This window comes from Paenibacillus taiwanensis DSM 18679 (assembly GCF_000425125.1).
Taxonomy (GTDB): Bacteria; Bacillota; Bacilli; order Paenibacillales; family Paenibacillaceae; genus Paenibacillus_B; species Paenibacillus_B taiwanensis.
Genome location: NZ_KE384308.1, coordinates 325,025 through 346,189 on the forward strand (window position 1 = coordinate 325,025; position 21,165 = coordinate 346,189).

The 21,165-nt window shown below is 46.6% G+C and carries 9 protein-coding genes; 2 read left to right on the forward strand and 7 right to left on the reverse strand.

Translation table 11 applies throughout. From position 1 onward, the window contains the following. Nucleotides 1-7: 7 nt before the first annotated feature. The 3 genes from H509_RS0119940 to H509_RS0119950 all read right to left on the reverse strand — a co-directional run bounded on the left by H509_RS0119940 (nt 8) and on the right by H509_RS0119950 (nt 4,121). The gene (locus H509_RS0119940) at nt 8-1,174 is read right to left on the reverse strand and encodes a Ger(x)C family spore germination protein (RefSeq protein WP_169450968.1); all 1,167 of its coding nucleotides are present in this window, start codon (nt 1,172-1,174) and stop codon (nt 8-10) included. Further along, entirely contained in the window at nt 1,167-2,699 is a 1,533-nt protein-coding gene (locus tag H509_RS0119945; RefSeq protein ID WP_245596201.1) for a spore germination protein, read from the reverse strand. The genes H509_RS0119940 and H509_RS0119945 overlap by 8 nt, the downstream gene beginning before the upstream one ends. A 195-nt stretch (nt 2,700-2,894) precedes the next feature. Next, nucleotides 2,895-4,121, reverse strand: a complete 1,227-nt coding sequence (locus H509_RS0119950) for an RICIN domain-containing protein (protein WP_028546637.1) — start codon at nt 4,119-4,121, stop codon at nt 2,895-2,897. 288 nt (nt 4,122-4,409) lie between these two features. On the opposite strand from H509_RS0119950, the gene trhO reads away from it, so the two are divergent. Together trhO and H509_RS0119960 are read left to right on the forward strand one after the other, a co-directional pair. Beyond that, nucleotides 4,410-5,306 (forward strand): oxygen-dependent tRNA uridine(34) hydroxylase TrhO, encoded by an 897-nt coding sequence (gene trhO / locus H509_RS0119955; protein ID WP_028546638.1) that lies wholly within the window; start codon nt 4,410-4,412, stop codon nt 5,304-5,306. A 280-nt stretch (nt 5,307-5,586) separates the two neighbouring features. Continuing rightward, on the forward strand, nt 5,587-6,651 hold the full coding sequence (locus tag H509_RS0119960) for a hypothetical protein (protein WP_028546639.1): 1,065 nt from the start codon (nt 5,587-5,589) through the stop codon (nt 6,649-6,651). 167 nt (nt 6,652-6,818) lie between these two features. Here the strand turns inward: H509_RS0119960 and H509_RS0119965 are convergent, their stop codons facing one another. From H509_RS0119965 to H509_RS26925, 4 genes are all read right to left on the reverse strand, one after another. After that, nucleotides 6,819-11,495, reverse strand: coding sequence for a non-ribosomal peptide synthetase (locus tag H509_RS0119965; protein ID WP_028546640.1), 4,677 nt, complete (start codon nt 11,493-11,495; stop codon nt 6,819-6,821). A 22-nt stretch (nt 11,496-11,517) separates the two neighbouring features. After that, nucleotides 11,518-11,901, reverse strand: coding sequence for an aspartate 1-decarboxylase (gene panD, locus H509_RS0119970; protein WP_028546641.1), 384 nt, complete (start codon nt 11,899-11,901; stop codon nt 11,518-11,520). A gap of 78 nt (nt 11,902-11,979) precedes the next feature. Then, on the reverse strand, nt 11,980-16,941 hold the full coding sequence (locus H509_RS0119975; protein WP_028546642.1) for a type I polyketide synthase: 4,962 nt from the start codon (nt 16,939-16,941) through the stop codon (nt 11,980-11,982). Beyond that, nucleotides 16,938-21,149 (reverse strand): type I polyketide synthase, encoded by a 4,212-nt coding sequence (locus tag H509_RS26925; RefSeq protein WP_051287454.1) that lies wholly within the window; start codon nt 21,147-21,149, stop codon nt 16,938-16,940. The genes H509_RS0119975 and H509_RS26925 overlap by 4 nt, the downstream gene beginning before the upstream one ends. Nucleotides 21,150-21,165: the final 16 nt, after the last annotated feature.

Here is a 21,165-nt window from a genome sequence, read left to right on the forward strand (position 1 = left end):
ACGCCCCTTATTTCAAATTCCAAATCGGCTTTAACTCACCGTTATAATGTTTGATTTCAACGCGCGACAGGATGTCAATGCGTACTTTTTCCTTGTAATAATCAGGCCACATCGCTTTTAATCGACCCCACTCCGCCGGGTACCACCACTCCAGATATGAGCCTAATTGCAGCACATCAGCCTTCACCTGCTTAGACTTTAAAAGTGCGCTGCGCAGATCAGCAGTCAGTTTGTCATTAATGGCCTGCTCAATACTGTGGAGCACCTCCGGCTTCGAAACGTCAAGCTTCGTATCAGCCGCTACAATATCTGCTCCAGCTGTCATCTTTATACGAAATAAATGGCCACCTGCTTGCAAAACAGGTTTGATGGCTGCTTTTTGGTGATGAAGATTAACGGAGCACCTGCCTTCACGCAGCATGACCGTATACTGAGGATCTTTTAATGATCGGTACACCCATCCCACGCCCCTTGCTTCGGATTCAGACAACGTGCCGATCATTTTAGTAGACTGAAGCAGCGCTGCACCATTCATTACTACCCACATAGATGACGGCTCGGGCTCACTAATCATTGTTTTATTTTTGATTTTCAGCAAATTAACGGCCAGTCCTTGATGGTCACTAATGGATTGAAGAACGTCTTTTAGTCTCGTGTTTAGCAGTGTACGACGATTGGCAAACTCTCGTAACACTTCACTTGGAGATTGTTCATATATAGGCGACAATTTCGTAATATCTTTTGCTCTGCCTTCTGCAATAAAAAGATACGATTTTAGTTGAAAGGATTGTTGTCTCGCTCCCCATTCCACTAGTTCCTCAACCCCTTTTTCCGCATACTTTCTGCCGAGAACAATCACCTTTGTCTGTCCCCAAGTCAGTTTCCGCGTCAAGCTCTCTTGAATTTTACGAAACGCTTCCGGCAATGAATCCGCTTTTTCTGAAATGATAGCGACTGGGGAAGCAGAGCCTGTGCCTGAAGATTGTCCCATCGAGGCAAAGCGGTTCGGCAAAGGTGTAACTAGCGTGAGCTCTACCTCTCCTGGTACGTCGGTTACATCAATAAATAGCCCACTAACAAATGATCGATCATTGATCTCCATTTTGGACCAGCAGCCGGTAATACTTAGCGTAAGAACAGACATGAGTAAACTTACAAGCCATAATCTATTCATCTTCAGTTTGCTGCCTTTGTTCATGATTAGAGCCGAAGGAATACGGCCGTTTATTCATCTTGGGCCATCTGACACGCCAAAATACATCTTTCCAATCTTGCAGCACCAACGGCGCCAAGGGGTATAGATAAGGCACGCCAAAAGAGCGTAATGTGACCAGATGCCAATACATAATAAACATGCCGATAATAATACCGTACAACCCCAGTGCCCCGCCCATAATGAGCAATGGAAACCGCAGCAGGCGAAAAGCAAGCCCGAGCTCAAAATGCGGAATAATAAAAGACGCGATTCCTGTAATAGAGACAACGATGACCGTCGGTGCTGATACAACTCCAGCCTGTACAGCTGCTTGTCCAATTACGATCGCTCCGATGATGGACACAGTTTGACCAAGCGGGCGCGGGATTCGGATGCCAGCCTCCCTCAATCCTTCAAAAGTCAGTTCCATAATCAGCACTTCCGCCAGCGCAGGGAAAGGAATTTTCTCTCTTGCTGCTGCTATTGTTGTTAATAGATCAGATGGAATCATCTCCGGATGAAAAGTCGTAATCGCAATGTAAATTGAAGGAACCAAAAAGGAGGCTATGACAAAGAAAAAGCGAATCCACCGTATCCAGGTGGAAGCCACATATTGTTGAAAGTAATCCTCTGGTGACTGCATCAAAGAGAAAAAAGTAACCGGCACAATTAGCGTCTGCGGTGCACCATCCACCATAATTCCAATTCGACCTTCAAGCAAAGAAGCCACCAATGTATCCGGCCGTTCTGTGAATTGAATGATTGGAAAGGGAGACAAGGGCTCATGGTCAATAAACTCCGCGACATAATTAGATCCAAGTATGCTATCGATCTGAATCTCACTTAGTTTGGTTCCGACTTGCTGAAGCGTATCAGGATCACAAAGACCTTCTATATACATCAAGTAAGTTGTCGTTTGTGTATATTCACCTAAAGAATACTTAATCATTTTGAAATCAGGATGCTTAAGTTTATGTCTGATCAACGACACATTTGCGTTAATACTCTCGACAAAAGCTTCTTGAGGCCCGGTAATAAGCACTTCATTTTGCGCTTCACTTATGGAGCGTTGGCTGTATTTAGACAGGGGAAATAAGCACATCGCAGTCAGATTATCCACGATGAGAGCTGCGCTTCCATCAAGAATACCCGCAATTGCGTGCTTGACGTCAGTAACGGATACACTTTGCACGGAAGTTAAAGAACCGCCAAGAGCTGCCGACATCAATTCTTCCCCCGTAGCTGCTTGACCGGCAGCTTGCAGTGGTTTAATGATTTGGTCATATAAAATGGATTTATCAATAATGGACTCAATATAAATTAGTGTGCATGCCGAATCTTTGCCTGGATGGAGCTGCTGATAGCTGATGTCGGCAATGTGCCGCAACTGAGCCTGTATTTCCTCCAAAACATTGTCGTAGCTTTGCTCATTAGTTTGGGAGGAGGCGGGCTGCTGCCGCTGAGCAGTAACATGTTGATGTTGACGATGCATCCATTTAAACAAGTAAACGCCTCCTTTACCTTATAAAGCTTTAAAAAGTTATACCCTTTTTATGCCCAACAACTAAGGAAAGCATCCAAATATATGCACTTTCACTTCAACGTGCTTAGCACCCTACGCATGATCTATTCTAGCGACAAAAAGGCCAGAGCATTTTAGAAACGATGCCCCAGCCCGATTCTGCTTACGTGTAAATCCTTAAAATGGATTTGTGGCCTGACAGTTGCTGTTCGTGCTATCGGTAGTACAGGCCACCATAACACTCGTCTGTCCCCCAACACCTTCCGACAACGGTATCGTCCCTGTCATCGTTGGTGTCGTATAAGTCACACCTAAATCAGTACCAATCGTAAATGTACCTGTAATTAAGCTGACAAGTTGGCTTCGGAGAATCCAGCCGCCTTGATTCGGATTAATAGAGAAGGTCATACTGCCACCATCTGAAACGGAAGTGGAGTGCATATTAGCCCACGATGCGCCATATTTCGTCGTTATGGAGGCTGTCACTGGAGAATCTTTACCTGTGCCGATTGTAGCAGATACTTCAAATGAGTTAGTATTCGTAAATTGATTGGTCTTCACAGTTGACCAATTCAGTGTACGTGTTATATTGGAAGCCGTTCCGTTCCAGGTTACCTCGGAGACGGGTTTGTAAGCGGAAGTCGTGGTGACCGGACTCGATGCGGAATTGTAATACACTGAAAGAATGCGCGAAGAGGCATCATCATACATTTTTAAAGCTCGAAAATCGGCAAGCGTCTGTAAATACTTATAAAAATTGCTATCAAAATATGATTTTATACGCCAGCTTTGGTTAGTCGCCACAGGGCTTGCGCATGAATATCGAATCGGCCATTCTCCGTTGTTAATGTTGTTGTCTTTAATGTCCATACAGTCACTATCGTTTTCCACGCTACGAATCACAAAGGTGGTATCGCTGCTGGAGGCACGTTGGATGTACCACTTTTGAGAATTTGCAGTTGTGTTGCAATACTTGACGCTGAGCACGCTGAACCATTTGGCTTTCCAGCCATCATATCCCCATGTATTATCCATACAGAGCGCTGGATTTTTAGCTGACTTTAATTGAAATGTGCCATCTGATGAAACGATCATCGTCCATTCCTGATTCTTGTTGCCATAGCCGCCAAAGTTATACACTTGAAGCTTTTGTTCATTAACTGCATTTCCTTGCCAAATGTCAAGCACTTGATCTTTGTTGCTCGCACCCGTCTGGATATACACAGGCCCCCTCTCACCTGCTTGAATCGTGTCTGGTGCAATTGGCGCGGCTGCATAAACGATTAGTCCATTGCAGAGCAGACTTAAACATAGGGCAATAATCATTACTGCTGTGTTTCGAAGTCTGACAAGTTTCGATTGCTGATTGCGGACATGCGGGTGCGGGTTAAAGCCTTGTTCCATATTAAGCAGCCTCCCAATACATTTATGGTGCGCTGTTTTAAACGGTACTTTACTTAAGGACCACACTAAAACAGCACAATCTCATTCCTATTTAGTCTGAATTAGACTTATGCCTGCATGCTGCTTGCATGATCACTATTTTGTGTTGCTTAATCTATAAAAGTTACTTTACAAGTGTTTACAAGTGACTTTATAAACTCAAATGTTGACTAACTATTCGCAGTTCGCTAAAATGTATACTGAAATCGACACATACGATCCTCTTAAGAAAAAGGTGAACACAACTTCATGACGCCATATCAAATTTTACTATTTTACAAATATGTACCTATTGCCGACGCACAATCGTTTGCTTCCGAGCATCTCCAATATTGCAAGGATCTCGGCATTAAAGGTCGAATCTTAATTGCAGAAGAAGGCATTAACGGCACGCTGTCTGGAACGATTGCACAAACGACACAATATATACAGCATATGCATCAAAACCCTCTATTTGCAGATATGGTCTTTAAAATAGATCCTAGCAACGAGCACGCCTTTAAGAAACTTTTTGTACGTCATAAGCAAGAGCTTGTTACATTGCGCTACCACAAAACACTGCATCCACACATCGATGGCGGTAAACATTTAAGCCCTGTCGAGTTCCATGAGTATATGCAGCGCGACGACGTGCTCCTATTGGATGGCAGAACTGGTTATGAATATGATCTTGGGCATTTCAAAGGGGCTATTCGGCCCGAGGTGGATGCTTTCCGCGATTTTCCGACCTGGATTCGGGATAATTTGGCAGCACACAAGGACAAGCAGGTGCTTACCTATTGTACAGGTGGCATACGATGCGAAATGTTAACAGCAGTTTTGCGGGAGGAAGGCTTTAAGGACGTATATCAGTTGGATGGTGGCATAGTTACTTACGGTCAAGACCCTGATACGCAAGGCAGAGGGTTTGACGGTAACTGTTACGTATTCGATGAGCGTATTTCTGTGCGCATCAACCAGACCGATGAGCACGTTATCGTTGGCAAATGTCATCATTGCAGCAAACCTGTTGATCAATACATCAATTGTGTCGATGACAGCTGTCATTTGCAGCATCTTTGCTGTGAAGCGTGTGAACAGGAATTCAAGGGCTACTGCTCCACGACCTGTGAACAGCATGACCAAGCTGCATCTCCATCTTTATAACCTGTGCTTGCAGCTTTAGAAAAACCTCGACACCCACTTTACTGTGGATTTCGAGGTTCTTTTACGTACTTACTAGCATTGTCCCCTCTCTTGTGGACGCTTTTGAGACCGCTCCTTTGTAGGGTTACTTTTTCAAGTCTAAAACTAGCGATCCACCTGCTCTACCTATCTCATTTGATGTTCATATACTCATAATATTGAGTATATGCCATACTCCGCGCCTTTTCTATCATGTAGATACATCACTATCAGGCTATGCCTGACTATGGAGGCTGAACCATTGTCCAGATTGCAGTTGCCTATCTATCACCCGCCTATTTATGGATTGCTGCGTTGGGCTTATACCCTATGCATCACTGCACAGCAATCAAGTGCCAACGAATGGCTTTACAGCAACTTTATTCAGGTTCATTGCAATAAACATTTTATTGAGCTGGAAGAAGAGCTTTTTTTTGATTTTTATCATGGGCACTGGAATGAAATGCTGCATAACCCTTTCTTGGTGACCACATCTATTTCTACTAGCATGTTACAAGATTATGCAAACTACGCCGGAATAACGAATATCCTTGTCTCCCAATTAGACAGCGGTAATTACCCCGTTCTATTCGTTGACGAACAGTATATCTCTTATACAACCGCCTATCAAGCTTATCCATTTCCACACCATATTTTTATTTATGGTTATGATTTGGATGAGCGTATATTTTATACGTACGGGTTTGGTCATGACTTAAAGCTTGGGCATCATCGCACGTCATTTCTGGAGGTAGAGCAAGCTTTCCAATCTATCGTTCATATATTGGATCAAAAGCTTCGTATCGACCAGCACAGCTTTTTCTATGATCACAAACCAGCTGCTACTTATGAATTGGATCTTTATCGGATTCAGCATCAACTGCAAGACTACCTTAACTCCCATTCGGATTTAGGTCGTGGTGATTTCAAGACGGAGGGCCTTGCGTTTGGCATCGAGTGTTACGATCATCTCGTCCATTTCTTGCGTGCCGTTGAGCAAGGGGAGTCTTTTCTGTTGCGAGCCAATCCACCTCGCCAGCTTCATTTACTTTGGGAACATAAGAAGACGATGATGGAGCGTGTCGCGTACTTGCAGCGACTTGAGATTATTCCTGCTAATCAACAGCTGTTATCTAGTTTTATCCAAATTGCAAATCAGGCTCAAGCTGCTCGCGACATGTACGTGGAACATGTGTTTAAAGGCGTAGACAATGTGCATCAACGTATTATTGAGCAGTTATTCGCCTTACGTGATCAGGAAAGCGTATACGTGGAGATGCTAATTAAAGAGATAGAGCACGCCAAACACAATATGCTGTATATATAAGAATGTATTTGAAATCAAATTTTGATTTTTGAATTCTAATACGCACAACCGAATAGGTTTGAAAAAAAAAGGACCTTTACCCCACTTGAAGTGGATGTAGAGGTCCGTTTGTCGTTGATCGGGATGTTCTTCTGCCCTGCGAACACCGTTGGAGCAGCCTCACCTGTTTAGTCTTTGGCGGCGGCTGCTTCCATGTCTGTTTGCTTGACATTCAAGTAAGTTTCCAGCGTTGTATACAGTTGCTCAATAACACTTTGCTGCCAACAATTTTGATCAAAATCTATTAGCACCGTCAAATAAGTTTGATGCTTATACACGGTTACATACAAGTTGTGCAGCCCATCAATCGGTGTAGTCCATCGAACTAGACGCTGCTGCTCTGAATCAACAGACATATCGCTATAACGGAAGCCAATGTCGCATATCTCTGCTTCGCGACCTTGCGACTTCGACACTCCCTCTTGTCCCACCGGCTCTACTGGATGAAGGACCCATGATGCGGACTCATTCCGATATGTGGCCGTAATGAATTGTTCCCGCTCCATCCACCCAACTGTTCGTGAAGTATCATAAACTGATTGATTTTGTACACGTAAATTCATCCAGCGACTAAGGATCAGTTTGTCCTCCATAAAATTACAGCCTCTTAACGCATCAAGCAACACATGCAACAATGTCTGCTCCAAATCTTCATGACTTATTCGCGCTGAGTCGCCTGAAGGCTGTCTCCAGAGGCCCCTTATATGAGGATTACCCTCAGCAGATACCGGTACGATCAATGCTTGATGCCAACGCGCCATACGGCGTGTCATCGATTTAGGCTCTTCGTCTCCAGTAAAGGAATTGTTAGGTGAAATCGGAAGATTCGCCCGCTCAAGTCCCCTGGTCATCCATTTTGACCAATGTCGAAGTGAGACCGTTTTAGCAGGAAGACGTACTTGCGTATGTGCAAGCAATTGCTCATAAATGGTAGAAAAATCAGCAAGCAATACATTCCACGAATATTCATCTGCGACTAATCGATGAATTCGTAGTGCCAAGTATGGGCCTGTCAATGGCTCTGAGCTATCAAGCGCATCTGACCCTTCTGGGGATACATGCTGGTCGTACCCTTCACCCGTCTGCTGCGCTTGTGGCAGGATGACTTTAGCTTCTATCAGCGGCTCGAATAAGCTCATGTTCGCTACCTTATCCGCTCCCCAAATCATATGCTCTTCTGGAATCAAAGCACTACCTGCACAGTCCAATATCTCACCATTCTCCGCGCGGAACAAAGGAATGTACATCCCCCGATTATAGGCAGCGGGCTGTTCTCGGCTTCCGTAATACCCTATTCGCAGCCCATCATGATGCTCTGCAAGTCTGCTCAGGGCTAGCTTGACAATCTCTAGCTGATAACCTGATCCACGGCTGAGCACGGCTGAAAAATAGTGATGTTGAGCTGGACATAAAGTATTGGTTTGCAAAAAGCGTGTCTGAAGCTCCGTCAGGACGACAGTACCTTCCACATTAGCAGATAGGATTCCCCATTCTTGTTCCTGCTCTTGCTCTTGCCTGCTTAGATGGGGAGCTAGTCTACGAATGGTTCGATATTGAAACAGATTAGCGACATCAATCGTATACCCCCGTATTTCCAGTTGATGTCGCATTTGTATCGCCATAATCGAGTTGCCGCCTAGATTATAAAAATCGTCAGTAACCCCAAAAGCTCGATGTTGAAAAAACTGCTGCCAAATTTCAAGCAACTGAGTCTCCGCCTCTGTTTCTGGCTCTGTAATCGGAGCGACTTCAACATCGGCGTGCTGAAACGGATCTGGTAAAGCTTTACGATTAACTTTACCGGTAGGCGTTAGAGGAACCTCTGCCAACCGTATAAAAAACGCAGGAATCATATAATCAGGCAGCCGGCTCGCCAGCTCAGAACGAAGACGATCAGCTTCTAACGCTTCGGGCCCCACCCAGTACGCACACAAAACACGATCATCTGATTCGTTTGTCCAAGGATGGACGATTGCCTCGCTTACTCCCGTATAAGTCAGCAAAACTTGTTCGATCTCTCCAAGCTCAATTCGGTAACCTCTTACTTTTACCTGATGGTCTGCACGGCCTAAATAAATATATTCACCGTTTCGATTGAGACGCACTCTGTCACCGGTTCGATACATACGCTCTCCGGGGTGAAAAGGATGCGCTACGAACTTACTAGCTGTCAGTTCCGTATCATTTATATAGCCGCGCCCTACGCCAGAACCGCCTATACATAACTCACCAGCTACACCTGGAGGTTGCAGCCGCAGTTCCTCGTCTAGCACGTATGCCTCCATGCCAGCCAGTGGTGTTCCTATTGGAATAAGGGTTGACTCACACGGTGATGTAACTTCTTTGCTCATCATCCAGACCGTCGTTTCTGTTGGTCCGTACAAATTATAAATACGAGCCTCAGTCCTTGCTTGCACTTGCGCCAGCAAATGAGAAGTTAATGCCTCCGCTCCAATCATCATTATTTTCAACTGCTGCATACATTCCAAATGCTGCTCATCACGCAGCCACATTTTTAAACGCGAAGGTGTAATCTGGAGGACATCCACCTGCTCTTGCAGCAGTGTTTCATTTATGAGCCGTGGGTCCTGCTGTTCACGTTCTTGCAGCAGAACAACGGTCATTCCACGCGCAAGTGGAATAAGGTGCTCCACAACAAAAATATCAAACGATACCGTAGCAAGACCTGCCACTTTGTATCCGGCTGAAAACGGAATTCGCTCGCTGAAGCTAGTTATAAAATGGGCCAAGGACCCCTGTGTAATCATAACCCCTTTCGGACGTCCCGTAGATCCCGAGGTGTATAAAACATAAGCGAGATGGTCCACCGCTGTTATGCAAGTGAGATTATCATCTTGATCCGCATATAATTCCGGATCATCTAAATACCATTCTTCTAATGAAGGAATCATTCCCGCAAGCGAGTACTCCGTTAATAAATACTGCTCTCCGCAATCCTGTAGCATCGTTCGAATCCGCTCTTCTGGGAAAGAGGGATCTATTGCCACATAGGCGCCGCCTGCTTTTAAAATACCAAGCATCCCAATAATAAGTTCAGGCGTTCGTTTAGTGAGCAAACCTACGATACACTCTGGTCCCACCCCTCGTGACCGCAACGTATGAGCTAACTGATTGGCACGTGAATTTAAGCTGCTGTAAGTTAACTCACGATGCCCACACTTGAGTGCTATGACATCAGGCGTTAAGGCTGCTTGCCGCTCAAATTGTTGATGAAACGGCAAAACCTCACTTGCTAACCGATCCCCTTCGTTAAAAATAATTTGTGAAATATAGGCGGCTTCCTCAGTTGGCTCAAGCAGCTGCAATTCGGATAATCGTTGGGAGGACTTCTCCGCGTATCGTTCAATAATTCTCGTGAAATAGCAAAGGTAACGCTCTACCGTGTCCCGTTCAAACAGGTCGCTTGCGTACTCCATCCGGAGCAGGATCGAATCGTGAGCCTGTCTGCACTGCAAGCTCAAATCAAACATCGAAACGCCATCGTTTGCTTGTGGGATGTAGTCAAAAAATTGAAACAATGTCGAAAAAATCGGATTTTGACCCATCACCCGGTTCGGATTCACTTCGGATACGATACGCTCAAATGGCAGTCGGCTGTTCTTTAAGCCAAGCAGCGTCTTCTTCTTCACTTGCGCAACGACATCAGCCAACGAGGTCCGTTTATCGAATTGAACTCGGATACAAGTCACATTAATTAGCACACCTACTACGTGCTGGAGTTCTGGTTTATTGCGTTGGAGTACTGGGACACCAACAATAATGTCATCTTCACCTGTTAATTTGTGCAGCAGCATCACATAACAAGCTAGAAACAGCATATGCAGAGTAACATTAGAGCGTTTGGCCGCTTGTGTTAAAGGGTCTACCAAATGACCACTGATGGATGCCGATACATAGCCTCCACGATGTGTGCGGGGGAGCGCTGGCTCGTAATCACCTGGCAAACGTAAGGAGGGTAATGGATGACTTAACTCTTTCAACCAATATTGTTCCATCCCGTGAGCCTCGTCCGAACGCTCCCACAACAATTCATCCTGCACATAATCTACATATTTAATTGGCAGCTTAGGCAATGCGGCAGGGAGGCCAAACGCCTCCTGCCGGTAATAGGCGAACATCTCATCTACGATCACCTTTGTACTCCAGCCATCCATTATGATGTGGTGCATGTTCACATAATAACAATAATGATGTGCGGCAAGTCGGAACAGCTTAGCTGTGACCGGAGGAGTAGTCAAATCAAATGGTGTCTGCTTATCCATCCAAATCTGCCGCTCCAACTCCTCCTCTGGCTTCATATGTGCTGTTAAATCTATATATTGAAGCCGCAGCTTAACGTCAGTACGTATTTGCTGCTTCGGCTTGCCCCCTACTTCTACAAATGCGGTTCGCAACGATTCATGCCGTTCTGCTACGAGCTGAAGGGCTTTCTCTAGCGCTGCTATATTTAAATCTGCGGCAGGAAGATACATTCGATAATCTTCCTCCGGCATTTGCTCAGCGTGCGCATTTGTATGCAGATGAACATAAAAGGGACAATTGTACGTCGTAAGTTCCGGCTCCATTTGCTGCTGTAGCCACATCCCACGTTGGGCATGAGAAAGATCATACAATTGCACAGATGCATCTGATACAGCTGTGCGTTGTTCATCTTGTCCCCTTGCATGCACAGATTTCGAGGAACCTTGGCGTAAGAGATTAGTCAGCTGCTCCTTAGCCATCTCTTTTGATATCTTGCCGGCTGCTAGCTGTTCTAATATAAGCCGCTGCATCTGCTCGTTCATTAGCGCCTGGCCTCCCCTATGTTTATACCATTGTAGAGTGTAGTTCTGTGTAACGCTCATCAATCATCTCGTTGTCATCGCCCATAAGAACAACTCGCGGCTTGTGTACCAATGCCTCTTCGTTGCTCATCAAAGCATAAGACATAATAATAACTTTGTCGCCCGGCTGCACAAGCCGTGCTGCTGCACCGTTCAGACAAATCATTCGACTGCCCCGCGGGCCAGAAATAACGTATGTTTCCAATCTAGCGCCGTTATTGATGTTTACAACCTGTACCTTTTCGTTTTCCAAAATATCCGCTGCATCTAGTACATTTTGGTCAATAGTAATACTACCCACATAATTCAAGTTAGCCTCAGTAACTGTAGCGCGGTGGATTTTAGCTTTGTGCATTTCTCTAAACATATAATTTCCTCCTTATAATGGGGTTCTAATTAAAAATAGCTATTTAAACATAAAGGTAACCATAAAAGAATGATACGCTCATGAATTAGAGCTGGAATGCGAATTGGTCGTATGCAAACGTACATTAGCAGTGTCTACTGACAAGGTCCCCTGTTCAACCTGCGTCAATAGCTCATCCAGATCGAATTGTTCAAGTACCTCTGAATGGGCAATGTTTGGCTCTTGAGCAGCTATCGTTGCGAGACGCTTTGCCTGATCTCTTTGCTCCTGAATATACTTTCCTAGTTCTCGTATAGTAGGGTACATAAAAAGATCCGAAATATTTATCGTACCTGGGAATAAACGCTCAAGCTGGGGAAGCATCGTAATCGCTAGTATGGAGTCACCCCCTAGGTCGTAAAAGCTATCATCAATCTCAATTTCTTGTCTGCCAAACAGTTGTCCCCATACTTGGGCTAATCCCTGTTCGATCTCATTTGCAGCATCTGTTCCTAAGAGCGTAACCGTACCTGCTGTCTCCGTCCGTTCTTGGACAGCTTGCTGCTTGTCCGTAAACCGCAACTGCAAGGCGCTTTCTTTCATCCAGCTTTCAAGCTCAGTAGATAGCGGCATCATGCTTGAAAGGCCTGCTGATAGCGCTATAGACCAATTTATATGACCTGCAATAGCGTTCGTGACGGGCACACCCATCAATTGTTCCAGCATCGCTAACCCTTGCTTCGTTGATACGGCATGAAAAATATTGCTCTCAAAGTCCACATCGTAATCTACCGCCATACCAACATCGCTCCATGATGGCCAATTAATCGATAGCGTTCGTCTTCCACGTAAACTTCTCAGCTTTGCGAATCCATCCATGTACCCATTGGCTGTGGCATAATCCGCCTGACCGTAACCACCCATAATACTAGAAAATGAGGAAAACAGCACCATTACATCCATCGGGTCTTCGGACGTTACTTGATCTAGCAGCCAAGTTCCTTCTACCTTTGGTGACATGACGGCTGCAAAAGAGGACTCTGACTTGCGCGTAATTACACCTTCCCCTGCAACGCCAGCACAATGGAACAGCCCGTATATGGCACCGTGACGTTCGCGAATCGAGTGAAAACAGGTACGAAGGTCATCGATATTTGTCAAATCGACTGCTTGCACCTCTACCTCTACAGCTTGTTCCTGCAACTCCATAAGTGCTCTTACTATGCGTGCAGTTTTAGGCTTGTCTGAACAACTTTGCAGCGCCTCCCATTGCTCAGGATCAGGGCAACCGCCTCTATTTAGCAGCACAAGATGGCGAGCACCACGTTCAGCTAAATAACGAGCCACCTCCAAGCCCAAACCGCCTGTTCCGCCAGTAATGACATAGGCCCCGTCAGAACGGTATGCAACAGGAAGCTTGTCCAAAGCAGCAACCGGAACAACGCCAAATCTTTCCGCATAGCGGATGCCATTGCGATAAGCGCAATGGAGCACCGCATCATTTGAAGCAAGCTCCTTGAGCCAGACAGAGGCCGGCGTGAAATCGTCTATATCCAAGCAGGACGTCCTAATATCGTGATGCTCTTGGCTAATCACATGCAGCAGGCTTGACAGTGAATAGCTTTCCGGCTGTAGATAAGGCTCATCTCCAGTCACCATATCGGCATATCTCATGACCGAGGCTAGGCGAACAGGAGTGCTTGGCATTAATGTGACCCAACTCCGAATAAAGTGAAACAGACTGTATACACCATCGTCCAAACGCTTATGAAGATTCGCAAGCGTGTCTACAGGCCCCTGCTCGCTGGCAAGTAACATATGCAGGACATATGACACCTTATCCTCCCGGATGGATGCAATCAGTTGCTCATAGTCCGCTGCCGCTGCACCCACTGTGTATCCAGTTGCTGTGCGTGAGAAGCAACTACCCCTTACGACCTCAATTACTTGTAGGTCACGCTGTCTTAATTCTTCTGCCGCGTCCTTCGCCATTCGTGATTGGTCTGTTAATAACAGCACAGTCTCCCTTGGACTCAGCCTTGTTAGAGGATCATGGCCTTCATTTCCTTCATTTCCTTCATTGCCGTCCGCAACTTCATCGCCTGAAATGGAATCGTGTACCCATTCCTTGCGGAACAAATGTGGCTCATCAGGACGAAGCGTATCAATTTGACGCACTTTTTTTTGCGTAAAATGATCCACATCCACAACCACATTTCCCGCTTCATCACAGATCGTCACTTTCATGCGAACAACTTCCTTTGCACGATCTTCGGCGGCAGATGGCTGCATGCGAATGTAAGAATACAAGGTGGAAGGCACTTCACCGTAAACCCGTAATCCTTCATACATAAAAGGCAAATACATGCCGCTCGTAATCATATCGCCGCAAAAGGTGATTGCCACATCCATCAACGCGGGATGAAAGGACATTTGCTGCCTTTCCATATCATAACGATTGGGCAATGTTAAATGTAAGAGCAATTCATTTTCACAGGTGTATACATCTTCAAACCGAATATCCGTCCAATGGCTACCAAACTGTATAGCTGGATTACGCACCTCATAATCTGCGCCCCAATCCTGCTCTGTCAGACGGGAGCGAGTGCTCATAACGTCAAGTACGGGGTGCTGTTCCTTAGCCTTGACAGTCATAGCTCCAGTTGCATGAACTAGCCATTCCGTTAAACCTGCATTAGGCTCTTCCTGTTTACTTACGATACGGAATTCGAATCCACTTCCGACACGTCTTACGATGGTATGTGTTTCAATAGCCTGGCTCTGCTTAAACACTAGAGGTGTATGAAAATATACGTTGCTAAATTCCAGCACACCATCGTTAACGTAGTTAGAGCAGGCTTGACGCGCCATCTCAATGTAAGTAGTACCTGGAATAGTAGGTGAAGCCAGTACACGATGATCACTTAACACCCAGTGCCTATCAGGATGAAAGGAGGTAACAAACACCTCTTCGTCAAATGTACGTATCGCTAATCGTTCTAGCAGCGGATGTGCCGCTGCATCAGCTTTCCTCTCTTCACTGGAAGGAGCCATCCCCAACCAAGGAGAGTCCAACCAGCAGCGCTTACGTTCAAACGGATAGACTGGCAATCTTATGGCAGCAGGAGTAGAAGAAAGTACAGAATACATTTCGTCCCAAGGCACTTGTGCGCCACGCACATACCACTCGGCCAGCTGCTGCAATTGCTCCATATAAGCAGCACTCTGCCCTGCTGCTTGATACGTTAGGGCACGTGCTATCACTTCGCTTGCTTGTCGCCCTAATTCGCGCTGTTCGACTTCAGTAATCGAAATACCATCTTCCTTCTTTCTTGTGGTCAGCTTGTGCTGGCCAAAAAAAACATATGGATTACCCGTCGGCTGCTGCCGCCACTCGTGCAGCCGTACAGCTATTTCTGTCCACTGACTTACAATTATGGCAAGCCGATATTCGTAATGGCCTCGACCAAGATTGGATACATAGCAGATAGAAGCTAGCTGTTCATTTTCTGATTCAGATACTACATGAAGTTCATCAGTTGCTTGGTTCTCTCCTAACAAAGACGTATTCATGTATTGCGTGACTAATGCATCCAATGATTGTTGGCTTCTGGCTGATAAAGTTAGAACATATGGTGTGGGTCGTGATGAATTCAATGCCGGTCGAGTCCGGCGCAGCGGCGCTTCTTCTAAGATGAGGTGGCAGTTTGTTCCGCTAAGTCCAAAGGAGCTGATTCCGATTCGAAGCGGCCCTGTTTCCTCCCAAGCCTTTGTCTCTGTATTCACAAAAACAGGGGAGTCTTCAAAATTGATTTGCGCGTTAGGCCGCTCGTAATGTAGCAGTGGCGGCAGCTTTCGTTGTTTAAGCATCACAATCGATTTGATCAGTCCAGCAATACCCGCAGCACTGTCCAAATGTCCTATATTGGATTTAACCGTGCCGATAGGTCTCGGCTCCCCTTGCACGGAGTAGCGTCCAAACGCTCGCTTGATTCCTTCAATTTCAATCGGATCTCCAAGCTTCGTTCCCGTTCCGTGCGCCTCCACGTATCTGATTGTATCCGGCGTAACCCCCGCATCCTCCCATGCGCGTACGATGCAATCTTCCTGCGCTCTTGCGTTAGGCGCCGTAATGCCGTTGGAATTGCCATCCTGATTTGTGGCACTACCTTTAATAACAGCATGGATCACGTCTCCGTCCGCTAACGCACGAGCAAGCGGCTTTAACAAGACTGACGCAACCCCTTCGCCCCAGCCAGTTCCATCTGAACTGGCGTCAAATGACTTGGTGCGGAAGTCCGTGGAATGGATACCGATATTATTTTTGTCATGTACCATCGGTAGCAAATTTAACTTAACGCCGCCTGCAAGGGCCATGTCACATTCTCCGCTGCGGATTGCTCTTACTGCCAAATGAACGGCAACTAAAGAGGAGGAGCATGCGGTGTCCACAAGCAAACTAGGCCCGTGCAAATCAAGCATATAGGCAATTCGGCTTGCAATAATGGAAGACACGTTGCCTGCCGTCGCAATTTGTGACTGACCTGGCATCATACTGGCAATCATACGCTCATATAAGGGCCAGCCGTTATACCCCACGTAAACACCTGTTCGACTTCCTTTTAGCCGTGAGCCTCCATATCCTGCATCCTCTATCGTTTTCCAAGCTGTTTCCAGAAACAATCGCTGGTGAGGATCCATTAGGCTGGCCTCTTTAGGGGAGAGACGGAAAAAATCATAGTCAAACTTGTCAATTTCCTCTAAATATCCACACTCAGACAGCGACAACTCTGATAAGCCAAGCTGCGTAAGCATAGCAGCAACATCTTGTAGACGCGTTTCTGGAAAAGGACGGATGCAGTCCTGACGGCCTTCAAGCACATGCCATAAGGCGTCTTCACCATTTGCACCAGGCAGCTCGAAAGACATCCCAATGACCGCGATATCATGTGGACTTTCCACTTCCTCCTGTTTAAGCAAGGTCAGCAGTTCAACGCCAACACGCTTATCCATTTTTCCTGCAACTGTATAATCAAATATAGTCTGGCGTAATTTGCTCATTGGCGCTTCTCCTCCTTCTTGTCCAAACGAAGATAGGCCTCCCCCTGTGATAGCTGCCCTTGTTCAACCTGATCAAATAAAGCAAACAGTTCAGCTTCATAATCGGCTTGATTTAACGAGCTCATATCCGTATTCTGATTTGCTCCAATTCGGGTGTCCGCATGAAGCCCTTTAGATTGAGGTTCCATGCGTTCGTTGACGTCCATTTCTTGCAGTCGCTTGTCGATGAACAAAGATAAAGACTGGATCGTGGGGTGCATAAACAGGTCTACCATTGTCGTTACTCCTGCGTATCGCTCTTCAAGTAAACGATGTACGTTAACAATCATGATCGAGTCTCCACCGATATCAAAAAAGTTAGCCTCCGCATGAAATTCCTCAAAACCAAGCACTTCCCGCCAAACCTGCGCAATATAAGCTGCCATTTCCGATATTGATTCTCCTTTAACGACAACCGGCTTAAGCTGCCTCGTTGGAGCTGTATTCTGTCCTTGAGGCGATGCGACAGCTACTTGTAATCGCTGATGGAGCTCTGGGGATAGCGGCAGCGCCGCTGCAAGCTCGGCACTGCCTTGGAGAACGGAAGACTGCCATTCCCCTGCCATGATAACCGGCGGCCCTCCTGAAAGCACATAATCCAAAATCATGCAAGCCTGGCGATTTGAAATTGGCTTAAACCACGTATGATTCATATTAACGCCGCGATCAACAGCCATTCCTGTTTCGCGCCACGTCGGCCACTGAATGGAAACGGTTCGTGAGGTGCGCGCTTGACTTCGATAAAGAGCAAAATAATCCAGAAACGCGTTGGCTGCCGCATAGTCGCTTTGACCTGCTCCACCAAAAGCACTAGTCATGGAAGAGCAAAGTATAAAGAAATCAAGCTCATCATTAGCCGTCGCACGCTCCAAGTTCCAAGTACCTTGCACTTTGGGCGCTAATACTTGACGGAACACCTTCATTTCTTTACGAATAATAAACCCTTCGCCAGGAACACCAGCGCAATGCACAACCCCATTTATTCGACCAAATTTCGCTCGCAGGTCCGTCATTAGCCCCGCTACCGCTTGTTCATCACATACATCCACAGCATAGAAATGTACGTGAGACCCAAGGGATTCCATTTCATGTGCAGCTGCTTGCAGCTTCTTTAAGCGCTTAGCTGAGTCCGAGAATTCGTCCGTTAAATTAAGGGCATCGGCATCATCACTTTGCTCTAGCTGAGTAGGTATATGTCGTCCAACCAATGCGATAGAAATGGGGTGCTGACTTGCAAAGTGTCTTGCGAGCGTGAGACCAATGCCTCCAGTCCCCCCAGTAATCACATATACTCCGTCCGATTTTAAGCTTCGACTCGTATCAGGCTGTGCGTCTACGACCGCAGTCGCTGCGACCTCAAGCTGCTCACCATCGGCAACGGAAGCTTCCAGTCTTGCTTGGTTAGCAAGTGACGTATGACCAGTGCCCCCTTCCGATGCCGTAATGCTCACTTCCGGCCTTGATCCTATCGACTCAATCTGTTCTCTGTATCGCACATGGTTTCGTTCAGCAACTATCGTTGTCTCGAATCTGTTAGCTGCTTCAGCAGCAATCTCTTCAGCAGTTGTACAGGCGTCAACATCAAAAATCCGAGTGCTGATATGTCCGTATTCAAACGGAATTGACTTGCTAAACCCAATAACCGGCCCGTACTCTGGTCTGATCAATACATCTTCTTTTGTGACAAGATGGGCATGGCTCACAACGGTCAGCATGTCTAATGGCTGTGAACTACCAGTAGTTAAATAGGCTTTTATCCATGAAAACTGTGTATATACCCCCCATTCCAGACTCTGAGCAAACAACGTCTTACTGTTCATCACGTTAGTTTCCACGTCCTCGTGGTCAGGGGTCATATCAAATAGAACTTGTGTTATATACGTGTTGTCTGTACTACTTTGCAGGAACACTTCCGTATAATCTTGCGGTGTACCGCGTACAACATATTCATCCTTTGATAGCGCCGTAAATACAGTACCCAGCTTCATATCTGTGACCCGCACCCCACGACTTTGCAACAATTCCTTTACTTGCTGCGCTCGTGCCTGACCTCGGTGAACTAACATAACTCGATTTCCCGAAGTATGGAGAGAAGCTGCGGTTTGCACTTTTAGCATTGAATCTGCATGCTGATCCTTCTCAGATGACATTGGATCAGATGGAAGCCAGGTACGGACATAAAGTTCCGGTACATTTTCTACTTCATCTTCGCCTGCAACCTCACCAAGATGAATCCAGCAGCGCTGCTTTGCAAACGGATAAACTGGCACGTGTAGACGACGATTCACCTTGTTCGCATAAATTGCTGACCAGTCCAGTTCATCCCCGTTTACATAACGTTGTGCCAACACATGAAGAGCTTTTTCGTCGCAAATGCTTTCGTCAAAAGCTGATCGACTCTCTTCAACAGCTTCAACCGTGCCCTTCGCACTGGACGAATGAACTGGAGTTGTTGCGGCCTCTCCCACGCCATAATAAACCTTGCCAGTTAGATGTGGATCTACTTTATCCACTTGCTCTGCTTTTTCTGATTGATCTTGCTTTTCCAGAACGACGCGCTCTAGCACTTCTCTAAGCTGATCCATCGTCTGAACAACTGCAGCAATCCGGTAAGCATAGTGACCGCGACTCGTGTTGACGGTATAACACCAGTCACCAAGACGTTGGCTTGATTGCGAGCCATCGGCCACAAGATGCTCCACATAATGTGTAAGCAGGACGCGCAGCTGGGATCGATTACGTGCAGACGCCGTGAAGAGATGGAAGCCAGCTCCAGCGTGCTGCTGCACGTCTGAAGCGGGCGGAGGTTGCGGCGCTTCTTCCATAACTAGGTGTGCATTGGTCCCACTTAAGCCAAAGGAACTAACGCCGCAGCGTCGCGGATGATTTGGCGCGCTCTCCCATGTCTGCAATCTCGTCTCTACATAGACAGGCGAATCTGCAAAGTTTATTTGTCGGTTTGGCGTTTGAAAATGAACCATCGGCGGCAGCTGTTTATAATAAAGAGCTAATGTCGCACGAATGACACCTGCAATACCCGCACACGAGTCCAAATGCCCTATGTTGGACTTCACGGTAGCAATCGCACAGAACTGTTTGCGATCAGTGTAGCGCGCCACTGCATTACGGATGGCATCAATTTCAATCGGGTCGCCAAGCTTCGTCCCTGTTCCGTGCGCTTCCCAGTAGCCAAGTGTATCTGGGCGAATGCCCGCCTGACGCCAAGCCTGCATCAGCACCTCCTCTTGAGCCTCACGATTCGGCGCCGTTATGCCAACGGATTGACCGTCCTGATTAATGGCGCTTCCCTTAATGACCGCATAGATGGGGTCGCCATCCTGTTGCGCCTTATAATAAGGCTTCAGTACGATGGCTGCGACCCCCTCTCCCCAGCCAGTTCCATCAGAACGCTCATCAAAGGTTTTGGTGCGGTCATCCGATGATTCAATTCCTATCTTGAATCCACTTTTGACTGGCAACAGTTGTACGCGCACTCCGCCGGCGATCGCCATTTGACAATCTCCGGCACGGATCGCTTGGCACGCCAGATGTATCGCTACTAATGAGGACGAGCAGGCTGTGTCAACCAGCATTGCAGGTCCTTTTAAGTCCAGCAAATGAGCGATTCTACTCGGAATGATCGGTGCCATGTTTCCTGCAAACGCAATGTTGACTGCTTCTGGTTCGGCAAGCTGTACCATCTGCTGATATATGCCAGCGTGGTTACTGTTAAAGCCTACATAAATACCTGTACTGCTGCTGCGTGCTCTTGTTCCTCCGTAACCTGCCTGCTCCAGCGATTCCCAAGCTACTTGGAGAAACAAACGCTGCTGCGGGTCCATAAGCGCAGCTTCTTTTGGTGAAATCCCAAAAAAATCGTAATCAAATACATCGATGTCTGTGAGATACCCTGCCTCGCCAAATTCAATCGCTTCCGTTCTGTTTGCAAGTTGCTGAAGACGTCGCACATCGTGTTCTCTTGCCTTTGGCAGCTTGCCAATGCAATCGGCCCCCTCCTGCATCAGCCGCCAGAAATCACGAATATTGTCAGCTCCTGGCATTCGTAGTGAGATTCCAATAATAGCCATCTCGTGTTTGGATACTTCCTGAACAGGTGGACAAGCTGATTCGTTTGGAGGAATCGACAGATCAAACAACTTCTTTTTCATAAACGAACCTCCATTA